An 18,139-nucleotide genomic window follows, 5' to 3' on the forward strand; every position below is an offset into this window, starting at 1 on the left:
GAAGGTAATCGCATCATCCTTGGCCGGCGTATTAGCCAGTAACGCCGGCAAACCAAGATCAGAGGTATTTCAATGGCAGATGAAAGAAACGGCAAGGGCGACGATAACGGCAAGTTGCTCTACTGCTCGTTTTGTGGAAAGAGCCAGCATGAAGTCCGTAAGCTCATTGCAGGGCCCTCGGTGTTCATCTGCGACGAGTGCGTTGACCTGTGCAATGACATTATCCGCGAAGAAATTCAGGAGAATACGCAGGAAGAAGCCAGTGATCGTCTTCCGACACCTGCTGAGATCCGCGACACCCTGAATGAATATGTCATCGGACAGGATCGTGCCAAGGTTGTGCTTTCGGTCGCTGTCTATAACCACTACAAGCGTCTGCGCTATGGCGAAGGCAAGGCTGAGGTGGAGCTGGGCAAGAGTAACATTCTGCTGATTGGCCCGACCGGTAGCGGTAAGACCCTTCTTGCCGAGACCCTGGCGCGCATGCTGAACGTACCGTTCACCATTGCGGACGCTACTACGTTGACCGAAGCCGGTTACGTGGGTGAAGACGTTGAGAACATCATCCAGAAGCTGCTGCAGAAGTGCGATTATGACGTAGACAAGGCCCAGCGCGGCATTGTGTACATTGATGAAATCGACAAGATTTCACGCAAGTCTGACAACCCGTCCATTACCCGGGACGTTTCCGGTGAGGGCGTGCAGCAGGCGCTGCTGAAACTGATAGAAGGCACGGTTGCCTCGGTGCCGCCCCAGGGTGGTCGGAAGCATCCCCAGCAGGAGTTCCTGCAGGTGGACACCGGTAACATGCTGTTTATCTGTGGTGGTGCGTTTGCCGGTCTGGACAAGGTGATTCAGGAGCGTTCCGAGCGCAGCAGCATTGGTTTCTCTGCGACGGTCAAAGGTCCGGACGATACCAAGAACACCGGCGACATCATCAAGGATGTCGAAACGGAAGATCTGGTGAAGTACGGCCTGATTCCGGAATTCGTTGGCCGTTTGCCGGTTGTGGCAACGTTGACGGAGCTGGATGAAGAGGCGCTGGTCGAGATTCTGACAGAGCCGAAGAACGCGCTGACCAAGCAGTACCAGAAGCTGTTCGACATGGAAGGCGTGGAGCTGGATTTCCGTGAGGATGCGCTGAGGGCGGTTGCCCGCAAGGCCATGGTGCGGAAAACCGGTGCCCGGGGATTGCGCTCCATCATGGAGGCGACCCTGCTGGAAACCATGTACCAGATTCCATCCGAGCATGATGTCACCAAAGTGGTTATCGACGAGAGCGTGATCAGCGGCGATTCCGAGCCGTTCAAGATCTACGCTGGCAGTGACCACGCCAAGGCGGTTCCCGAGGACTGATTCAGTCCCGGGGATTCCCGTCAGCAATAAAAAGGGGCGATTTCGCCCCTTTTTATTCTTCTGTAACCCGCTTTTCCCGCCCTGTTTCGTTTCGTAAAAACATTGCAATTTTTGCCGATGCCCCAATCATGGGTGATATGCTGAAAGAAACATCGTCAGAGGATTCCTTATGACCCGGATACCCGAAGAGTCTGTGCACGAATACCCGCTGCTTCCCCTGCGTGATGTGGTGGTGTTTCCGCACATGGTCGTTCCGCTGTTTGTGGGACGCGAAAAATCCATCCAGGCGCTGGAAGCCGCAATGGAGGGCAGCAAGGAGATCCTGCTGGTCGCACAACGGGATGCCTCTACCGATGAGCCGGGCCCCGAAGATGTGTTCGATATGGGCACACTGGCGACTGTATTGCAGATGCTGCGCCTTCCGGACGGGACGGTGAAAGTCCTGGTTGAAGGTAATGCCCGGGCGACACTGAGCGGCATTGTCGAGGGCGATTACCTGTCCGGCAAGGCGCTCATGATGGATGAAGATACGCTGCCGGAGCGTGAAGAAGATGTTCTGGTCAAAACCCTGATGGATGAGTTTGAAAAGTACGTCAAACTGTCCAAGAAGGTGCCTTCCGAGGTCTCCAACGCGTTGACCGGGATCACCGATGTCGAGCGCCTGGCAGACACCATGGCGGCTCACCTGGAAATGCGCATCCCGGAAAAGCAGGAGCTGCTGGAAGCTCTTGATGTGAGCAAGCGCGTTGACCTGTTGCTGGGCAAGCTGGACGGCGAGATCGACCTGATCGAGGTTGAAAAGCGTATCCGTGGCCGCGTCAAAAAGCAGATGGAGCGTAGCCAGCGCGAGTATTACCTCAATGAACAAATGAAGGCTATCCAGAAGGAAATGGGTAACCTGGGCGAGGGTAACAACGACTTCGAAGAGCTTGAGCAGAAGCTTGAGGAAGCCGGCCTGCCGGAAGAGGCCCGCAAGAAGACGGAAGTCGAGTTGAACAAACTCAAGATGATGTCACCGATGTCGGCCGAGGCCACGGTGGTGCGCGGTTACATCGATTGGATGCTGGCGGTGCCCTGGAAGAAGCGCAGCCGCGTCCGTCATGATATCGAGAAAGCCCGCGAGATCCTCGACAGGGACCACTACGGTCTGGATGAGGTCAAGAAGCGCATTCTGGAATACCTGGCGGTACAAAGCCGGGTGAAGAAAGTGAAGGGCCCTGTGCTGTGTCTGGTTGGCCCTCCCGGTGTGGGTAAAACCTCGCTGGGCCAGTCCATTGCCCGTGCGACTAACCGCAAGTACACCCGCATGGCGCTGGGTGGTGTGCGTGACGAGGCGGAAATTCGTGGTCATCGCAAGACGTACATTGGCGCTTTGCCAGGCAAACTGCTCCAGAAGCTGTCCAAGGTTGGAGTGAAGAACCCGCTCTTCCTGTTTGACGAGATCGACAAGATGGGCATGGACCATCGCGGCGATCCCGCGTCGGCACTGCTGGAGGTGCTGGACCCGGAGCAGAACCACACCTTTAACGACCATTACCTAGAAGTGGACTACGACCTTTCGGATGTCATGTTCGTGTGTACGTCCAACTCCATGGATATTCCGTCCGCGCTGCTGGATCGCATGGAGATCATTCGCATCCCGGGTTACACCGAGGACGAAAAGGTCAATATCGCCCTGCGCTACCTGCTGCCCAAGCAGATCAAGGCCAACGGTCTGCGCAAGGATGAGCTCACGATTCCCGAGGAGACCCTGCGGGACCTGATCCGCTATTACACCCGGGAAGCCGGTGTACGCGGCCTGGAGCGTGAGATTGCGAAGATCTGCCGCAAGGTTGTGCGTGAACACGTGGAAAGTGGCGAGAAGGTCTCTGTGACGCTCTCTCCGGAGGTGTTGGAAGACTATTCCGGTGTCAAACGGTTCAAGTACGGGCTGGCGGAAGAAACCAACCAGATCGGTCAGGTGACAGGCCTGGCGTGGACTCAGGTTGGCGGTGAATTGCTGACTATTGAGTGTGCCCTGACCAAGGGTAAGGGGCGCGTGGTGAAAACCGGTTCCCTGGGTGACGTCATGCAGGAGTCCATCCAGACGGCGCTGACGGTGGTCAGAAGCCGGGCGCCCGGACTGGGGATCGCGGATGATTTTCACGAAAAGCACGATTTGCACGTGCACGTTCCCGAGGGCGCGACACCAAAAGATGGTCCCAGCGCCGGTATTGGCATGTGTACAGCACTGGTTTCTTCACTCACCAAAATTCCGGTGCGTGCCGATGTTGCGATGACGGGTGAAATCACCCTGCGTGGCCGCGTCCTGCCCATTGGCGGCCTCAAGGAGAAGCTGCTGGCGGCCCATCGGGGCGGTATCAAGACCGTGGTTATCCCGGACGAAAATGTTCGTGATCTCAAAGAGATACCGGACAATATCAAGGAATCACTGGAGATCATTCCGGCGAAATGGATTGATGAGGTTCTGGATGTCGCGCTGGCTTATTCGCCAGAGGCGAGAGCCGCAGATTCGTCCCCCGAAACCGGATCCGGGAAACCGAGGGACGATGATTCCGATACTGCTGAGCGCATAAATACACATTAAACCCTTGATGAGTTGTTGACACGCCGGAGAGCCCATTGGTATAACTGTTTCGCCGTGAAGCAGCCAATACCAAGGGCTCCCGCGCAGTAAGTGCCTATTCCGAACACCGGTTAACAACCGAAAGGAATAAGAAAACTGAAGAATGGAATTCTCTGACCGCTTATGCGATAGTCGAGAACGTCCGAGAAAAAACAAACCAACCTATAACATCTTCAACCTGAAATCGAAGGGGTTTAGTGTGAACAAGTCCGAACTAATCGATGCAATTGCAGAGTCCGCAGATATCTCCAAAGCCGCCGCTGGCCGTGCTCTGGATGCAATGACCAACTCCATCACCGGTGCCCTGAAAAAAGGCGATCAGGTAACTCTGATCGGTTTTGGTACCTTCTCCGTAAAAGAGCGTGCTGCCCGTACTGGTCGCAACCCGCAGACTGGTGCCGAGATCAAGATTCCGGCCTCCAAAGTGCCTGGGTTCAAGGCAGGTAAGGCCCTGAAAGACTCCGTTAAGTAAACGGTTCTTTCTCTGGCGGCGCCGGTCATGCGGGTGCTGCCGGAGCGGTTGGCCCGGGGTCAACTCCGACGCCAGCCAGCTCCAGATGAATTCAAGGCGCATTCCGGACAGGATGCGCCTTTTTACGTTAAGCCTCTTAAATTTCGTCATCTCACGACAAGAATCAGCTCGACTTTGATCAGGGATCCGGGAGAAACATGCTTCAAGATATTCGGGAAAATGCCCAGGGCACCATTGCCAAAATCATCATCGGTCTTTTGATCGTTTCACTCTCCATCTGGGGGATGGATGCAATCGTTGGTGGATTTTCCGGCGAGCCCGAAGTGGCTACCGTAAACGGAGAAGACATCACCGAGCGCGAGTTCCTGCGTGTTGTGCAAATGGAAGGTCAGCGTCGTCTGTCCGAGATGGAGAATCCCGATCCTTCCCTGCTTGATGAAGACCGGATTCGCCGCGATGTGCTCGAGTCGCTGATTCAGCAGCAAGTGCTGATTCAGGACGCCAATGCCCAGGGGCTGGCGCTGTCGGACGAGGACATTGATTCCCTGATTACCCAGATGCCGCAGTTCCAGGTCGATGGCACGTTCAACCGTGACCGTTTCGTGGCTGCCGTTCGCAATATGGGCATGGGCGTGGGTGAGTTCCGTGAAGCCATGCGCAAGCAGTACGTGGTCAACCAGATTCGTGCCGGGATCGCCCAGAGCGGGGTGGTAACCGATGAAAATGTTGCGCAGTTGCTGCGTATTCAGAATCAGACCCGTGATTTCCGGATGCTGACGGTGTCTGCCGAGGCCGTTCGTGACGGCGTTGAAGTGAGCGATGCCGAGATCGAAGCCTATTACCAGGACAATATCGATCAATATCGCCTGCCGGAGCGAGTGGACGCCGAATACATCGCGCTTTCTCTGGAAGCCCTGGCAGAAACCGTTGAGGTCAGCGACGAGGACCTTGAGGCCTACTACAAGCAACAGGCCTCTGAACTGGCAAGTGAGGAGCGTCGCGCAGCCCACATCCTGATTGAGGACGGCGAGAGCGCGTCTGAGACGATGTCTGAGATTCAGGAGCGCCTGGAGTCCGGCGAAGACTTTGCCGATCTGGCCGAAGAGTTCTCTGTTGACACCATGTCGGCGGAACAGGGGGGCGATCTGGGTTTTGCGGAACGCGGCATCTATGACGAGGCCTTTGAAGAAGCGCTGTTTGCCCTGGAAAAGGGGGAGATCTCCGAGCCGGTGGAAACCAGCTTCGGGGTGCACCTGATCAAGCTACTGGATGTTCGTAGCTCCGAGGTGCCGCCACTTGAGGAAATGGAAGCTGAGTTGCGCCGTGAGCTGGCACAGAGCCAGGCCCAGGATCGCTTTGCCGAGGTCCGCACCCAGCTGGCCGACTCTGCCTATGCGGCCGACGATCTCAACGCGCCGGCGCAGGAGCTGGGGCTGGAGATCCGCGAAACGGAAGGTGTTACCCGGGATGGCGGCGACGCGCCCTTTGACCACGCCGGCCTGGTTCGCCAACTGTTTTCCGACGATGTCCTGAAGGATCGTTTCAACACCGAACTGATTGGAGTTGGTGACAATGTGTCGGTGGTTGCCCGCGTGAAGACTTATTACGAAGCCGAGGAGCAACCTCTGGAAGCCGTGCGTGACGAGATTCGTATGGCACTGCTGGAGCAGAAGACCCGGGAAGCACTGAGAGAGCGTGCGGATACCCTGATTGCCGAGCTGGAGTCTGGCAAGGAGCCGGAAGAGATGGGCGTTGGTGACTGGCAGTCTTATGAAGATCAGCCACGAAACAGCCCCATTCTTGGGGGCGCGATCATGTCCGGCGTCTTTTCTCTCGAACGTCCGGAAGGCGACCAAGCGGTCTTTGGCTCGGTCCTGTCGGATGACGGCATCGCCATTATTGCCCTTGATGCTGTGAATGAAGGGGACGCGAACCGGGAAGGGGAGGAGTTCAGCCAGCTTCGTAACTTCCTGGCGTCACTGGAAGGCCAGCGAGAATACCGGGCTTATCAGCAATACCTCCGGGAGAACGCTGAAGTCGAGCGCCAGTAAACGAAAAAGGCACCCGTCAAACGGGTGCCTTGATAGCATAATTATCTGCTGAACACGGCGACGGACAGCCCGGGCACTGTGAAGGTGCCGCTCGCTGCCGCGGCGCTTGCCGTCGGTGACGTGTCAGTCATCACTGTGAAGGTGCCACTCAGGCCGGTGTCCAGGGATTGCTCTGATCCGGTGCCGTTGATAACCACCACAATCTGGTCGACATCGCTGTCTAGGTCGGCCAGCCCGTTATCCGGGCCGTCGTCCAGGCTGAACAGAATCACGCCGGGTAGCTGATCAGCCCCGGTGTTGTGGAAGCTCAGGCGCTCGCTGACCTGTTCAGCCGTTTGCAGCCGGAATAGCTCGCTCTGGCTGCGCACCGACAGCAGTTTCTCCACCTGTTCACGGGTGTAGCTGATCTCGCCCGGTGTGGGGCCGGTCGCAAACTGGCCGATGATCTCGGTAATCAGTTCCCAGTTGGCGCCATCCTTGTCCTGCCGGGGCAGGCCGCGATTCCAGGCGGTTTCCTGGTAGCTGAAGTCCACCTCGTTGAACCAGTCTCCGGAATCGTAGCTGTCCCGCTCCATGGATTTGGAGCGCAGCAGCTCCGAGCCCATATGGATGAACGGAATACCCTGGCTGAGAATGGGCACCGACAGACCGACCACCTGCATCTGGGCGCGCTCCTGGCGTGTGGTGGCAAAATCGGCCTTGTACTGGTTGTTGTCCCAGAGTGTCTGGTTGTCGTGCTTGGATACGTAGTTGATGATTTCCTGAGGGTCGGCGGTGTAACCGGCGTTCTGACCGTTGTAGTCGATCTCCGCGCCAGTTCTGGTGGCCCCGTCCGCCGTCACCAGAGGGTAGTTGCTCAGGCTGCCGGCAATGCCGATACGAATCCAGTCGCTGATCTGCAGCAGACGCTCCTTCTCCGCGTCACTTCCGCTGTTGCGATCGTTGGGAATGCTGAACAGTCCGTTGGCAAAGCCCTGATTGGCCCGCAGGGCATCACCGCCGTCGAACGGGCCGCCTCCACGCACAGCATCGCGCAATCGATCATTGAATGAGCCGATACCGGTACCCGCCATGTTGGGCTGGATGGCATTGACGCCGCGAGCGTTATTGGCCACCTCGCCAAAGTTCCAGGCCTCGCCGTAGAAGTAAGTATCCGGATCAACCGCTTTCACTGCATTCAGCGCTTTCTCCATATTGGACAACATGTGGTGACCCATCAGGTCGAATCGGAAGCCGGAGATGCTGTACTCGGAAGTCCAGGTCACCAGGGAGTCAACCATCAGTTTTTCCATCATCCGGTGCTCGGATGCGGTATTTTCACAGCAGGTGGACTGCTCAACCATGCCGGTTTGGGGGTTCTGGCGGTGGTAGTAGCCGGGCACCAGCTTGTCCAGTACCGACTTTTCCGCCAGTCCGGACGCATTGGTGTGGTTGTAAACCACGTCCAGAACCACATTCAAGCCAAGCCCGGTCGCCGCCTGTACCATCTGGCGGAACTCCAGAATCCGGGTTACGCCGTCGGCATCCGAGGCATAGCTGCCCTCCGGAACAGTGTAATGGACCGGGTCGTAGCCCCAGTTGAAGCTGTCCAGGCCGCGGAACGTTCCGTACAGCGCCTGGGCATCACCGGTTGTCGGGTCGAATGACTCCAGTACCGTGCGGACGGTGTTTCCGCTGTTGCAGTGGCCGGCGTAGTTTTCCGCTGCCTCATCCGACAGGTCGCAGAGCTTGCTGAAATCATCGTCCAGGTTGACGACCTCCGCCGGATTTTCGTTGACCGTGGCGATATCAAACGCCGGCAACAGGTGGAGGTGGGTGATGCCCGCATTCGCCATGGCTTCAAGGTGAGCAATGCCATCGCTGGCGGTTTCCGTGAACGCCGCGTACTTGCCACGGTTGGCTGCGGCCACCGTTTCATCCGTGGCGCTGAAATCCCGAATATGGGTTTCGTACACCACGACGTCTTCCGGGGCTTGCATGGGCGGTGTGCTCAGGCTGTCCCAGTTGGCCGGTTTCAGATCGCTGTCATCCAGGTTGACCACCTGCGCATACACGCCATTTTCTGACAGGCTGAGGGCGTAAGGGTCCGAGGTCATCGTGGTTTCGATGGCATCGGTGCGCGGATGGTATACCGTCACCTCGTACTGGTAGAACTTGCGATCAACCTCCGCGGTGTTGCCGGTGTGCTCCCAGACACCATTGTTGCGTGTCATGTCGACAGGGTAGCCGCTGACCATGCTGCCGTCGGCGTTGAATACGTGCAAGCGCATGCTTTGTGCCGTTGGCGCCCACACGGCAAAGTCGGTGTCGGCGCCGTTAACCGTCGCGCCCAGGGAGCCATCGTAGGCGTACAGATCATCCAGTACACCGGGAATTTGCACGCGCGTGGCGGATACCAGTTCATCGTCACTGTTATAGGCGCCGGCTACCAGTTGGCTGCGCAAGGCCTCCGTCCGGGTTTGCGCATCTGTATCCACGGAATAGGCAGGCCAGCCTGCCAGGTGGGGGAAGGCCTGTTCCAGCTCGGGCGACAGGGTTGTGGCGCTCAGTTGGATGGTGGTTCCGTTTTGAAGGGTCTTGTCGGCATCATCGACGGTGATACCCGCGCTGGCATCGTAACGGAGCTCTACGCGCGTTGCGTTACCGGTGTCCGCAAACACCAGGGTGTTGGCATCCAGCCAGTGTGCCCTGGCGCCATCGATGGTCAGGCCCTCGGCTTCAATCGGCTCGGGGGATAACAACTCACTGCCACTGAGCGTAAAAATGCGGTTGCCCAGGGCATCAAAGTGCCAGCGCTTGTTGTCATCACCCAGGTCCTTTTCATCACCCTTGTGCATGATGAAGTTGATGCAGTCTCCGCCATCGCGCATGGGGATGATGTAGTAGGCCCCGTAAGTGTCATTGACGCCGCTATAGGTGTGCGGGTTGCTCCATTCCGTTGGCACGTCATCGGCCAGGCCGTCACAGCCGGACGCGGCGTCGTTCCACAGGTGCAGGCCCCAGCCGCTGTAATCACCTTCAGGACGTTTGTAGTAGAGAATTGCTTCGTTCTCACCGGGTTCCAGCAGGGCAGTTGAGTTTCCGCCTTCGCTATCGCCGGAATCGGGAGAAGAGTTGCTGCTATCGTTGTTGCAGCCGACCAGAGCCAGTGAAAACACCAGGGCCCAGCCGCCTGCAACCAGTTTATGGTCAGGCATAACGAATATCCTTTTTCCATTGTTTTTGTTTGAAATGTGCTTTGCGCACCGACAATGCCAGAGCGCAAACGTCACGGTTTCATGGTTGCGTGAACCCGGGCAGGGCACATCCTTCGGAAGCAGACTTTTGGAGGCGTAGCTTGCGCGGCGTATGGGGAGGAGAAAGGGACGGGCAGATGTCCACAAAAAAGGGCCGGCTGATAAGCCGGCCCAAGGAGGTCCAACGAGAGAGTGTGGAGTTTAGAGCCTTACCACCAGGCTTCGATCTGGGCGCCGATCTGGATATCACCGTCGATACCCTCGCCACCGCGCGCGCCTTCAGCCTGATCACCGAAGAAGGCGGCTGCATAGGTGCGGATGACCGGGCGAGCCCAGTAACCGGGGCCTGCCTGCCATTGCTGGGCGATGGCAATTTTCTGCAGATCCTGGGATTCGGCATCCACGCCGTTGAACGTGACGTCGTCGTAGCCTACTTCGATCGCGGTGCTGCTGATCGGGCTCCAGTTATAGGTCGGGCGAACCACCACGCTGATGCGTTCGGCATCATCCTGGGCTGAGTCAAAGGGCTTGCCTTGCTGGTACAGGGCGGAGTAACCCATTTCCCACTTATCACCTAGCTTGACCACGCCGTGGTCCAGAATGCGCCAGCTGCTTTCCAGGTAGCCTGCCACGTTGCCGTTGTCGACACGGCCGGGACCGCCGGCTTCAAAGCCGGTAAAGCCCATGGAGTCGGCGCCATACTGGACAACGAATTTGTTGAAGCCGCCCATGAAGCCTGATGCGAGTTCGGCGAGGAAGTGGTAGCCGTCCTCGTCTTCAATGCCAAGATCTTCCTGCTGTTCGGTCAGGTCCGCCATGGCGTAAACGCCGGCCAGCGTGAGAGTGCTGTCACCCAGTGGGAGGGCATATCGAAGATCGAACTTGTTGTTCTGGACGATCTCGGCAGTGTCGCCGTCGGGATTGTCGTGATTGACGTACGCTACGGACAGTTTGCCAGGCCCGGCGGAAATGTTTTCAACGCCGGCGCCGTAACCGGAGTTGTTCAGGTAGTACAGATCCAGGTGGTGGACATCCAGCCGCTGGTAGTAACGTTTGCCTGCCCAAAGGGTAGAGCCGGGCAGGGATTCAATGACGTTGTCACCGGCGATGTAGAGCTGGCGCAAGGCGATGTCGCCGCCGTCATAGCCGCCACCAACGTCGCTTCTTGAAAAGCTCTGAAAGTCATTGCCCTGGTCGCTCGCGCCATACGACACCATGGACTCGAACCGGAACGATCGGCCGTCCTCGTTGTAAAGCTCGTCGCCCAGGCTGATTTCTGCATAGGTGTCGCACTCATCGGCCAGACGTCCGACATAATGGCCTGTAGCGCCGTTGCCGAAGCAGGTCTGTTCACCGCCGCTGCCGAGGTTGGTAGAGCCGCCGGCCCGTGCATAGCCGTGAAAATCCACCGCTACGGCGGGTGTCGCCATGATGGCTGCCGTCACTGCCGCAGCCAGGGGGAGTTTTTGTGCAAGGAAGCGCTTATTGTTTTGCATCATAGGGTCCTGTGCTTTTTGTCTTTTTTGAATGTCAGGGAAGCGGAATCTCCGGTTGACGCATACTGTGAGCTGCCGTGTCCGGATCTGACTTCCGGTTCCCTCGATTGCAGCTTCTGCCAATCGGACATTGGGAAACCGGATTTCATAGTCCTGCAACATAGCGGTGGGTGCATCCTCCATGCCGGAGAAAAAGGGGGGGTAGTTTTCAGGGGGAGGAGGGGCGTAGAAGGATGAGCCCCTCAACCAATCGCTCTGCTACCTTATTGGCAGGGTTACTCCGATGGGAAGCGTGTTGGCTTCAGGCTTTCCTTGATTTTCTTCAGGTGGCCAAGAAAGTCCGCACCGCGTTTGAGTGTGACGCCGGTTGCCAGGATGTCGATCACGGTCAGATGAATGATCCTTGAGGACATTGGCATGTAAACCTCGGTGTCTTCCGGGGCGGTTACCTCGAGTACGACGGTGCAGACATCGCCGAGGGGAGAGTCCGGATTGGTGATGCCGATAACGGTTGCCCCGTTTTCCCTGGCGATTCGTGCAATGTCCACGGTTTCTTTTGTGCGGCCAGTGTAGGAGATCATTACGATCACATCACCGGTGGCTGAACCGGCAGCGACCATGCGTTGCATGAGTGCATCGTCGTAAGACATGACCGGAATGTTGAAGCGGAAAAACTTGTGCTGGGCGTCCAGGGCTACGGGTGCGGAGCCACCCATACCGAAGAAGTTGATCTGTTTCGCCTGAATCAGGTAATCAATCGCGGTTGCCAGGGCTTTGGGGTCCAGCGCCTGGCGCGCCTTGTCGAGACTCGCGATGGTACTCAGCACGATCTTGTCCGCAAACTCGGCCACGGTGTCGTCTGGTTCGACATTCTGGCCGATATAGGGGGTGCCGGTGGCGATGCTCTGGGCCAGCCGGATCTTGAAGTCCGGAAAGCCGGTTGCGGAGAAGCCGCGGCAGAACCGGTTAACGGTGGGTTCGCTGACATCGGCTGCTCGGGCAAGCGCGGCAATGCTGTAGCGGGTTGCGGCGGTGGGATCGCGTAGGATGGCCTCGGCCACCTTGCGTTCGGACTTGTTTAGACTGTCCAGTCGCGCCTGGATGTCTTCAATCAGATTATCGTCGCGGTTCGCCTGGTTCGCAGCCATTAAAGGGTACTCCCTGGATCATCGGCGTTCGTGGTGACATTTTGCGCTGATTATACCGTGTTTTCAGCGATTATGCGGTAGTAAAAATATCAAAATATGGATTTTTTTCTTGGAATGACCGGATTTCGATGTCATTATTTGTTTAATATTACTACATTGTGGTTTGGAATGAGAGACGGAACCAATGGCCGATAACAACAGTACCCGTTGTGACCTGATGATGTTTGGAGCGCTGGGTGACCTGGCGCAGCGTAAGCTTTTTCCCGCACTGTATCAGCTGGAGCGCTCTGGTCTGCTGGATCCGGGGAGTCGGATTCTGGCGATCGCCCGCAATAAGGTCGATACGGCAGGCGCACGAAAGTTGCTCCAGGACAAGCTCAGGGAACATGTTAAACCCCACGAATTTGACGAAGCCCTGGTCGAATCCTTCCTGCAACGGGTGGAGTACCTGTACCTGGACTTTACCGATCCGGATGGGTATGACGCACTGAACGAGTGGCGCGGGACACCTGAAGGTAATCTCATTGTTTATATGGCGACGCCACCGTCGATGTACGGTGTCATCGCGCGCAACCTGAGAAGTGCCAACTGCTGCACGGATCAGACCCGCGTAGTAGTCGAGAAACCGATCGGTCACGACCTGGCGTCATCCAAGGTTATCAACGATGAGCTGGGTGAGGTTTACCGTGAAGATCAGCTATTCCGCATCGACCATTATCTGGGTAAGGAGACGGTCCAGAACCTGATCGCACTGAGGTTCGCCAACAACCTGTTCGCCTCCCAGTGGGATCAGAACCACATTTCCCATGTTGAGATCACAGTGGCCGAGAGCGTTGGTATTGAGGGCCGCTGGGGCTACTTCGACAAGGCTGGCCAGATTCGGGACATGATCCAGAATCACCTGCTGCAGTTGCTCTGCCTGATTGCCATGGACCCGCCATCGGACCTTTCCGCGGACAGCATTCGTGATGAAAAGGTCAAGGTGCTCAAGGCGTTGAGAGAAATCACGCCTGAGTTGATGGATAGCCATGTGGTGCGCGGCCAGTACACCGCAGGCACCAGCAATGGCCAACCGGTGCCCGGATACCTTGAAGAGGAAGGTGCCAACAAGGGCAGCCCCACGGAGACCTTCGTGGCGCTGAAGGCGGAGATCGAGAACTGGCGCTGGTCTGGCGTGCCTTTTTATATCCGGACAGGTAAGCGCCTGCCGGAAAAGCTTTCGCAGATCATTATTCACTTCAAGCCGGCCCCTCACTACATCTTCGATCCGGATCAGAAGCACCTGGCGAACAACAAGCTGATTATTCGCCTGCAGCCGGATGAAGGCATGTCCCTGAAAATCCTGACCAAGGACCAGGGCCTGGACAAAGGCATGAGGCTGCGTCAGGGGCCGCTGGAGCTGACCTTCTCTGAAACCTTCCATACCGATCGCATCCCGGATGCCTATGAGCGCCTGTTGTGGGAGGTGATGAAAGGGAACCAGTACCTGTTTGTTCGCCGTGATGAAGTCGAGCATGCCTGGCGTTGGGTCGACCGCGTGATTGGCAACTGGAATGACAGTGGCGAACCGCCCAAGCGCTACGCGGCAGGCACCTGGGGGCCGGTTGCCTCCATCGCCATGATCACCAGGGATGGGAGGAGCTGGTATGAAGACGCCTGATATTCAGTTCCCCCGGGGTGTTGAGCCCCGGTTTGGAGAAACACCGGAACAAGTAGCCCTTGAGCTGGCAGAGACGGTGTCGGGTTTCCTCAAGAAACGTCTGGCGGAGGCCGAGCGAGCGTCCCTGGTGGTGTCCGGCGGATCAACGCCCATGCCGTTTTTCACAGCCTTGTCCCGCAAGGAGCTGGATTGGGGGCGGGTGGATGTCTTGCTGGCGGATGAGCGCTGGGTTGAGGAAACCGATCCGGCCAGCAACACCCGACTGGTGAAGGAAACCCTGCTGCAGAACAATGCGGCCGAGGCCCGTTTCCTGTCCCTGAAGCAGTCCGGTGCAACGCCGGCAGAGGGGCTGGACGCCGTCAAAGCCGAACTCGCCGGGTTGTCGCTGCCGCTGGATGTGGTGATTCTGGGCATGGGTAACGATGGTCATACCGCCTCCCTGTTCCCGGATGCAGTAGAACTGCCCCACGCAATGGACCCGGAATGCCGGGATATCGTTGCCGCCATGACGCCACCGTCGCAACCGCAAAAGCGAATCACCCTGACCTGGCCGGCCCTGCGCGATGCCCGGTTTATCGCCTTGCATCTTAAAGGCACGGATAAGCTGGATACCCTGGAGAAGGCGCTGGACACCCCGGATGACGTCATGGCCATGCCCATTCGCGGCTTCCTGAAGCCCGGTTTGCAAGTGTTCTGGAGCCCCTGAGCCCGCCCCCGAATTTCAATATGGAGTAGACCCATGAATCAACTATCCGATTTCCACCGTGAGCGAGTCAGGGCCGTGCTGGAGTCTTCACCTCTGGTCCCGGTGATCGCCATTCACGATCTTGATGACGCGGTGCCGCTGTGCCAGGCATTGGTGGACGGCGGCATCAACGTACTGGAAATTACCCTGCGCACCGAGCACGGCGTCAAAGCCATAGAGCGGGTCCGCAAAGCCATTCCTGACGCCTGGGTTGGCGCCGGAACCGTTACCAGCATCGCCCAATACCGTCAGGTAGAGGCGGCCGGTGCGCAGTTTGTGATCACCCCGGGCGTTACCGAAGCCATCCTGGAGTTCGGTCTGACCTCCGAAGCCCCGCTGTTGCCGGGAATCTCCACCATCTCCGAACTGATGGTGGGATATAACCTCGGCTATCGGGAATTCAAATTCTTCCCGGCCGAAGTCGCCGGTGGCATTCCAGCCCTGAAAGCCTTCAGCGGTCCATTCCCGGACGTCACCTTCTGCCCGACAGGCGGTATCCGTCGCGACACCGCCAGGGATTACCTGGCCCTGGGCAACGTCCAGGCAGTCGGTGGAAGCTGGCTGACCCCGGGTGACGCGATTGCTTCCAAGGATTGGGCAACAATCACAGAGGTTGCCCGTGGAAGTCTGGAGGACCTCTGAGTTTTCCGGGGGCAGGGTCCACAGTTCATCGGGGGCTCGCGTCAGGCGCGGGCGACTTCCGGTTGTGGTCTGCCCCCTGGAAATGCCAGCCGTAAGTTTTTCAGCCAGGTAGTGCCAAACTGCCGCCACAGGGATGCCCGGTTGTATGGCAAGCCATAGCGGGCAGCCACGGCCCGCACCCGCTGGGAGGCTTCCGGATATCGATTGCTGCACATGTCAGGAAACAGGTGGTGTTCAATCTGGTGGCTCAGGTTACCGGAGAGCACATGGAACAGACTGCCTCCGGTAATATTGGCGGAGCCGAGGAGCTGACGAAGGTACCATTGGCCACGGGATTCCCCCTCCACCTGATCGGGGGTAAAGTTATACACGCCTTCGGGGAAGTGGCCGCAAAATATGATCATGAAGGCCCAGATATTGCGCATGATGTTGGCGATGAAGTTCGCCCCGGCCACCAGCCCGAAGACCAGGAAAGGGGAGGCCGGCACAAACAGGGAAACCGGCACGGCGATCAATGCCGCCAGTCCAGGCCACATGATGTAGTCCTTGCGAACCTGACCCCAGATCTTGCGCCCGATACGGCTCGCCAGTGGCTTGAGTTCTGATGCCTTCTTGCGGCCTTCGATCACATCCACCAGGGCCTGTTCATGCAACGCTACGCCTTCCTCAAAGAACAGCATAAGCAGGATGAAATAAACAGGCTGGGGCAGATATTTGGGATGCCACTCCTGCAAAGGCGTCACCCGCATAATGCCGTATCCGACATCGAGATCTTTCTCCAGGACATTGGTCCAGGTGTGGTGAACCACGTTGTGGGAATGCATCCAGCGATCCGACGGGCTCATGGTGTCCCATTCCCAGGTATTGGACTGGATATCGGGATCCTTCATCCAGTCCCACTGCGCATGCAGGACGTTATGGGCAATTTCCATGTTTTCCAGAATCTTGGCAATGCCAAGCATGAACGTACCCAGCCCCATGATCAGCAATGTCGCGGTCCAGCCGGCCAGCGCATGGGACCAGGCAGGCAGGAAGAACAGACCCGCATACATAAACAAACGGCCAATCAGGGCCATGCTTCTCTGCGTCCGGATCAGCCCCAGGATGTATTGGCGATCACTCTCACCTCGACTCTTCATGATGTCATCATAAATCGCCTCCATTTCACGGCCGAATTCGTCAATCTGCTCGTCGGTAAGATCCACCGGCAGGGGTTTCTTGGTAGCCATCGTGTACTCCTAAAGATCCAATTCACAGTCGCCAGCAGCGGCGCACACACAGGTCTGCACAATGGCGCCGGCTTCGTTCAACACCTCGCCGGTACGTAAATCACGCACACAACCCGAGACCAGCCTGGTGTTGCAGGTATGGCAGATACCCATACGGCAGCCATGGGGCGGATTCATACCAGCGTCTTCGGCAATCCGTAACAGATTGGTTTCGCTGTCGGCGTCTACATCAAGGTTACTCAGGGCAAAGCGGACCTTGCCGCCAACGGCGTCTTTCGGTACCTCGGCAAAATCCGCCAGGAAACGCTCAATATGCAGTCGGCGCCTGAGTCCAGCCTGCTCATACAGGTCTTCCAGAGCGGCGAGTAGCCCCGGGGGGCCACAGGCGTAGCAATCCCGCTCTTTCCAGTCAGGGCAGAGCGATTCCAACTGCTCCTCACTGAAATAGCCCCTGGTCTGTTTCTGTTCACCAAGTTCCTGGGTGTGCACCTCGTGGAGGTGGTACTGCGCCTTATCCGCCGCGAGCTGTCGCAGCTCTTTACTGAAGATCACATCGAACTCGTGAGGTGCGTAATGTATGTGCACCGTGTCCGGCAACCGCTCCTGCGCAACCAGACTTCGTATCATGCTCATGGCTGGCGTGATCCCGCTACCGGCTGTAATAAACAGGGGCTGGATCGGAGAGGCATCTGGCAGATAGAAGTCGCCCTGGGGCAGACCTATGGGCAGGTAGTCACCGACTTTGATATTGCGGACGATATGTCTGGATACGCGCCCTCCCTCGATAATCTTCACGGTGATCGTAAAGCAGTCGTCATTACGCTCCGGCGGAGAGGATATCGTGTAGGTGCGGGTATAGTGTCGGCCCTCAACAGGAATACCGATGCGAACATGCTGTCCGGGCCGGTTCAATCGCCAGTTCACGCCAGGGCGCAGGGTAATGGTGCGAGCATCCTTGGTCTCGTCCCACACATCGACGACCTGCGCCTGCATCTGGTGGGTGCTCCAGAGCGGGTTGACCAGTTCGACGTAATGGGAGGTGCGCAAAGGAAAGGCGAACATATCCAGAACGCCTGACAGTTTTTGTCGCCACGTGGTTTCCGGGTCGGGAGTCTGCTGAGCTGGACTTACCATAACTACGATACTCTGAAAAAATGCATTGAAGCCGAAGTTGTGTACTGCATGACCTACTTCAAGCTAGTACACGGGTTAAGAGCCCTCCACCTCTATAGAGTCCACCAATGCCATATGGCCTGATTAGCTATCAGCCGAAGCTACCGGTGGCATTCTGGCGCTGAAAGTTTTCAGCGGTTGGTTGGCGGGGAGGGGGCTGACAACTGGAAAAATGATCATTGCGACCATGAACTGGGTGCGTTTGTAGATACCTGTAAGTTTCCTTTCTAAATCAGTGGTATGGAAGGGTGGTTGAAAAAGTGGATAGTGGTCTTTGTGATCATTTTTGTTTGGGACGGCGGTCA

Annotated in this window: 13 protein-coding genes; 7 read left to right on the forward strand and 6 right to left on the reverse strand. The window is 57.4% G+C overall.

Going from position 1 to position 18,139, the window contains the following annotated elements; translation table 11 throughout:
* The first annotated feature begins 72 nt into the window (after positions 1–72).
* From clpX to ACJO3M_RS09635, 4 genes are all read left to right on the forward strand, one after another.
* Positions 73–1,356: an ATP-dependent Clp protease ATP-binding subunit ClpX gene (clpX, locus tag ACJO3M_RS09620; RefSeq protein ID WP_407001175.1), complete on the forward strand. Its 1,284-nt coding sequence runs from the start codon at positions 73–75 to the stop codon at positions 1,354–1,356.
* 169 nt (positions 1,357–1,525) lie between these two features.
* Positions 1,526–3,943: an endopeptidase La gene (lon, locus tag ACJO3M_RS09625; RefSeq protein WP_407001176.1), complete on the forward strand. Its 2,418-nt coding sequence runs from the start codon at positions 1,526–1,528 to the stop codon at positions 3,941–3,943.
* A 238-nt stretch (positions 3,944–4,181) separates the two neighbouring features.
* Positions 4,182–4,454, forward strand: a complete 273-nt coding sequence (gene hbs / locus ACJO3M_RS09630) for a non-specific DNA-binding protein Hbs (RefSeq protein ID WP_012135993.1) — start codon at positions 4,182–4,184, stop codon at positions 4,452–4,454.
* Positions 4,455–4,651: 197 nt separating this feature from the next.
* Entirely contained in the window at positions 4,652–6,505 is a 1,854-nt protein-coding gene (locus ACJO3M_RS09635; protein ID WP_407001178.1) for a SurA N-terminal domain-containing protein, read from the forward strand.
* Between the two features lie 41 nt (positions 6,506–6,546).
* Here the strand turns inward: ACJO3M_RS09635 and pulA are convergent, their stop codons facing one another.
* The 3 genes from pulA to ACJO3M_RS09650 all read right to left on the reverse strand — a co-directional run bounded on the left by pulA (position 6,547) and on the right by ACJO3M_RS09650 (position 12,385).
* A complete protein-coding gene (gene pulA / locus ACJO3M_RS09640; RefSeq protein ID WP_407001179.1) occupies positions 6,547–9,702 on the reverse strand; it encodes a pullulanase-type alpha-1,6-glucosidase in 3,156 nt (1,051 codons plus the stop codon).
* Positions 9,703–9,950: 248 nt separating this feature from the next.
* Positions 9,951–11,237, reverse strand: a complete 1,287-nt coding sequence (gene lamB, locus ACJO3M_RS09645; protein WP_407001180.1) for a maltoporin LamB — start codon at positions 11,235–11,237, stop codon at positions 9,951–9,953.
* A 275-nt stretch (positions 11,238–11,512) separates the two neighbouring features.
* Positions 11,513–12,385 (reverse strand): MurR/RpiR family transcriptional regulator, encoded by an 873-nt coding sequence (locus ACJO3M_RS09650; RefSeq protein WP_407001181.1) that lies wholly within the window; start codon positions 12,383–12,385, stop codon positions 11,513–11,515.
* A gap of 184 nt (positions 12,386–12,569) precedes the next feature.
* On the opposite strand from ACJO3M_RS09650, the gene zwf reads away from it, so the two are divergent.
* The 3 genes from zwf to ACJO3M_RS09665 are packed head-to-tail and all read left to right on the forward strand — an operon-like array spanning position 12,570 to position 15,432.
* The gene (zwf, locus tag ACJO3M_RS09655) at positions 12,570–14,045 is read left to right on the forward strand and encodes a glucose-6-phosphate dehydrogenase (protein WP_407001183.1); all 1,476 of its coding nucleotides are present in this window, start codon (positions 12,570–12,572) and stop codon (positions 14,043–14,045) included.
* Positions 14,032–14,751 (forward strand): 6-phosphogluconolactonase, encoded by a 720-nt coding sequence (gene pgl / locus ACJO3M_RS09660; protein ID WP_407001184.1) that lies wholly within the window; start codon positions 14,032–14,034, stop codon positions 14,749–14,751. Before zwf ends, pgl begins: the two co-directional genes overlap by 14 nt.
* A 33-nt stretch (positions 14,752–14,784) precedes the next feature.
* Positions 14,785–15,432: a bifunctional 4-hydroxy-2-oxoglutarate aldolase/2-dehydro-3-deoxy-phosphogluconate aldolase gene (locus tag ACJO3M_RS09665; protein WP_407001185.1), complete on the forward strand. Its 648-nt coding sequence runs from the start codon at positions 14,785–14,787 to the stop codon at positions 15,430–15,432.
* Positions 15,433–15,473: 41 nt separating this feature from the next.
* Here ACJO3M_RS09665 and ACJO3M_RS09670 read toward each other — a convergent pair whose 3' ends face one another.
* The 3 genes from ACJO3M_RS09670 to ACJO3M_RS09680 all read right to left on the reverse strand — a co-directional run.
* Entirely contained in the window at positions 15,474–16,661 is a 1,188-nt protein-coding gene (locus tag ACJO3M_RS09670) for a fatty acid desaturase family protein (RefSeq protein WP_407001186.1), read from the reverse strand.
* A gap of 9 nt (positions 16,662–16,670) precedes the next feature.
* A complete protein-coding gene (locus tag ACJO3M_RS09675) occupies positions 16,671–17,723 on the reverse strand; it encodes a ferredoxin reductase (protein WP_407001187.1) in 1,053 nt (350 codons plus the stop codon).
* A 195-nt stretch (positions 17,724–17,918) separates the two neighbouring features.
* Positions 17,919–18,139, reverse strand: a 221-nt coding sequence (locus tag ACJO3M_RS09680; protein WP_407001188.1) for a hypothetical protein, incomplete at its 5' end; no start/stop codon positions are given.

Source organism: Marinobacter alkalisoli (assembly GCF_045449795.1).
GTDB lineage: Bacteria > Pseudomonadota > Gammaproteobacteria > Pseudomonadales > Oleiphilaceae > Marinobacter.

Coding starts and splice junctions, on each gene's coding strand:
- clpX (WP_407001175.1), top strand. CDS start 73: ATGGCAGATGAAAGAAACGGCAAGGGCGACGATAACGGCAAGTTGCTC.
- lon (WP_407001176.1), top strand. CDS start 1,526: ATGACCCGGATACCCGAAGAGTCTGTGCACGAATACCCGCTGCTTCCC.
- ACJO3M_RS09635 (WP_407001178.1), top strand. CDS start 4,652: ATGCTTCAAGATATTCGGGAAAATGCCCAGGGCACCATTGCCAAAATC.
- pulA (WP_407001179.1), bottom strand. CDS start 9,702: ATGCCTGACCATAAACTGGTTGCAGGCGGCTGGGCCCTGGTGTTTTCA.
- lamB (WP_407001180.1), bottom strand. CDS start 11,237: ATGCAAAACAATAAGCGCTTCCTTGCACAAAAACTCCCCCTGGCTGCG.
- ACJO3M_RS09650 (WP_407001181.1), bottom strand. CDS start 12,385: ATGGCTGCGAACCAGGCGAACCGCGACGATAATCTGATTGAAGACATC.
- zwf (WP_407001183.1), top strand. CDS start 12,570: ATGGCCGATAACAACAGTACCCGTTGTGACCTGATGATGTTTGGAGCG.
- pgl (WP_407001184.1), top strand. CDS start 14,032: ATGAAGACGCCTGATATTCAGTTCCCCCGGGGTGTTGAGCCCCGGTTT.
- ACJO3M_RS09665 (WP_407001185.1), top strand. CDS start 14,785: ATGAATCAACTATCCGATTTCCACCGTGAGCGAGTCAGGGCCGTGCTG.
- ACJO3M_RS09670 (WP_407001186.1), bottom strand. CDS start 16,661: ATGGCTACCAAGAAACCCCTGCCGGTGGATCTTACCGACGAGCAGATT.
- ACJO3M_RS09675 (WP_407001187.1), bottom strand. CDS start 17,723: ATGTTCGCCTTTCCTTTGCGCACCTCCCATTACGTCGAACTGGTCAAC.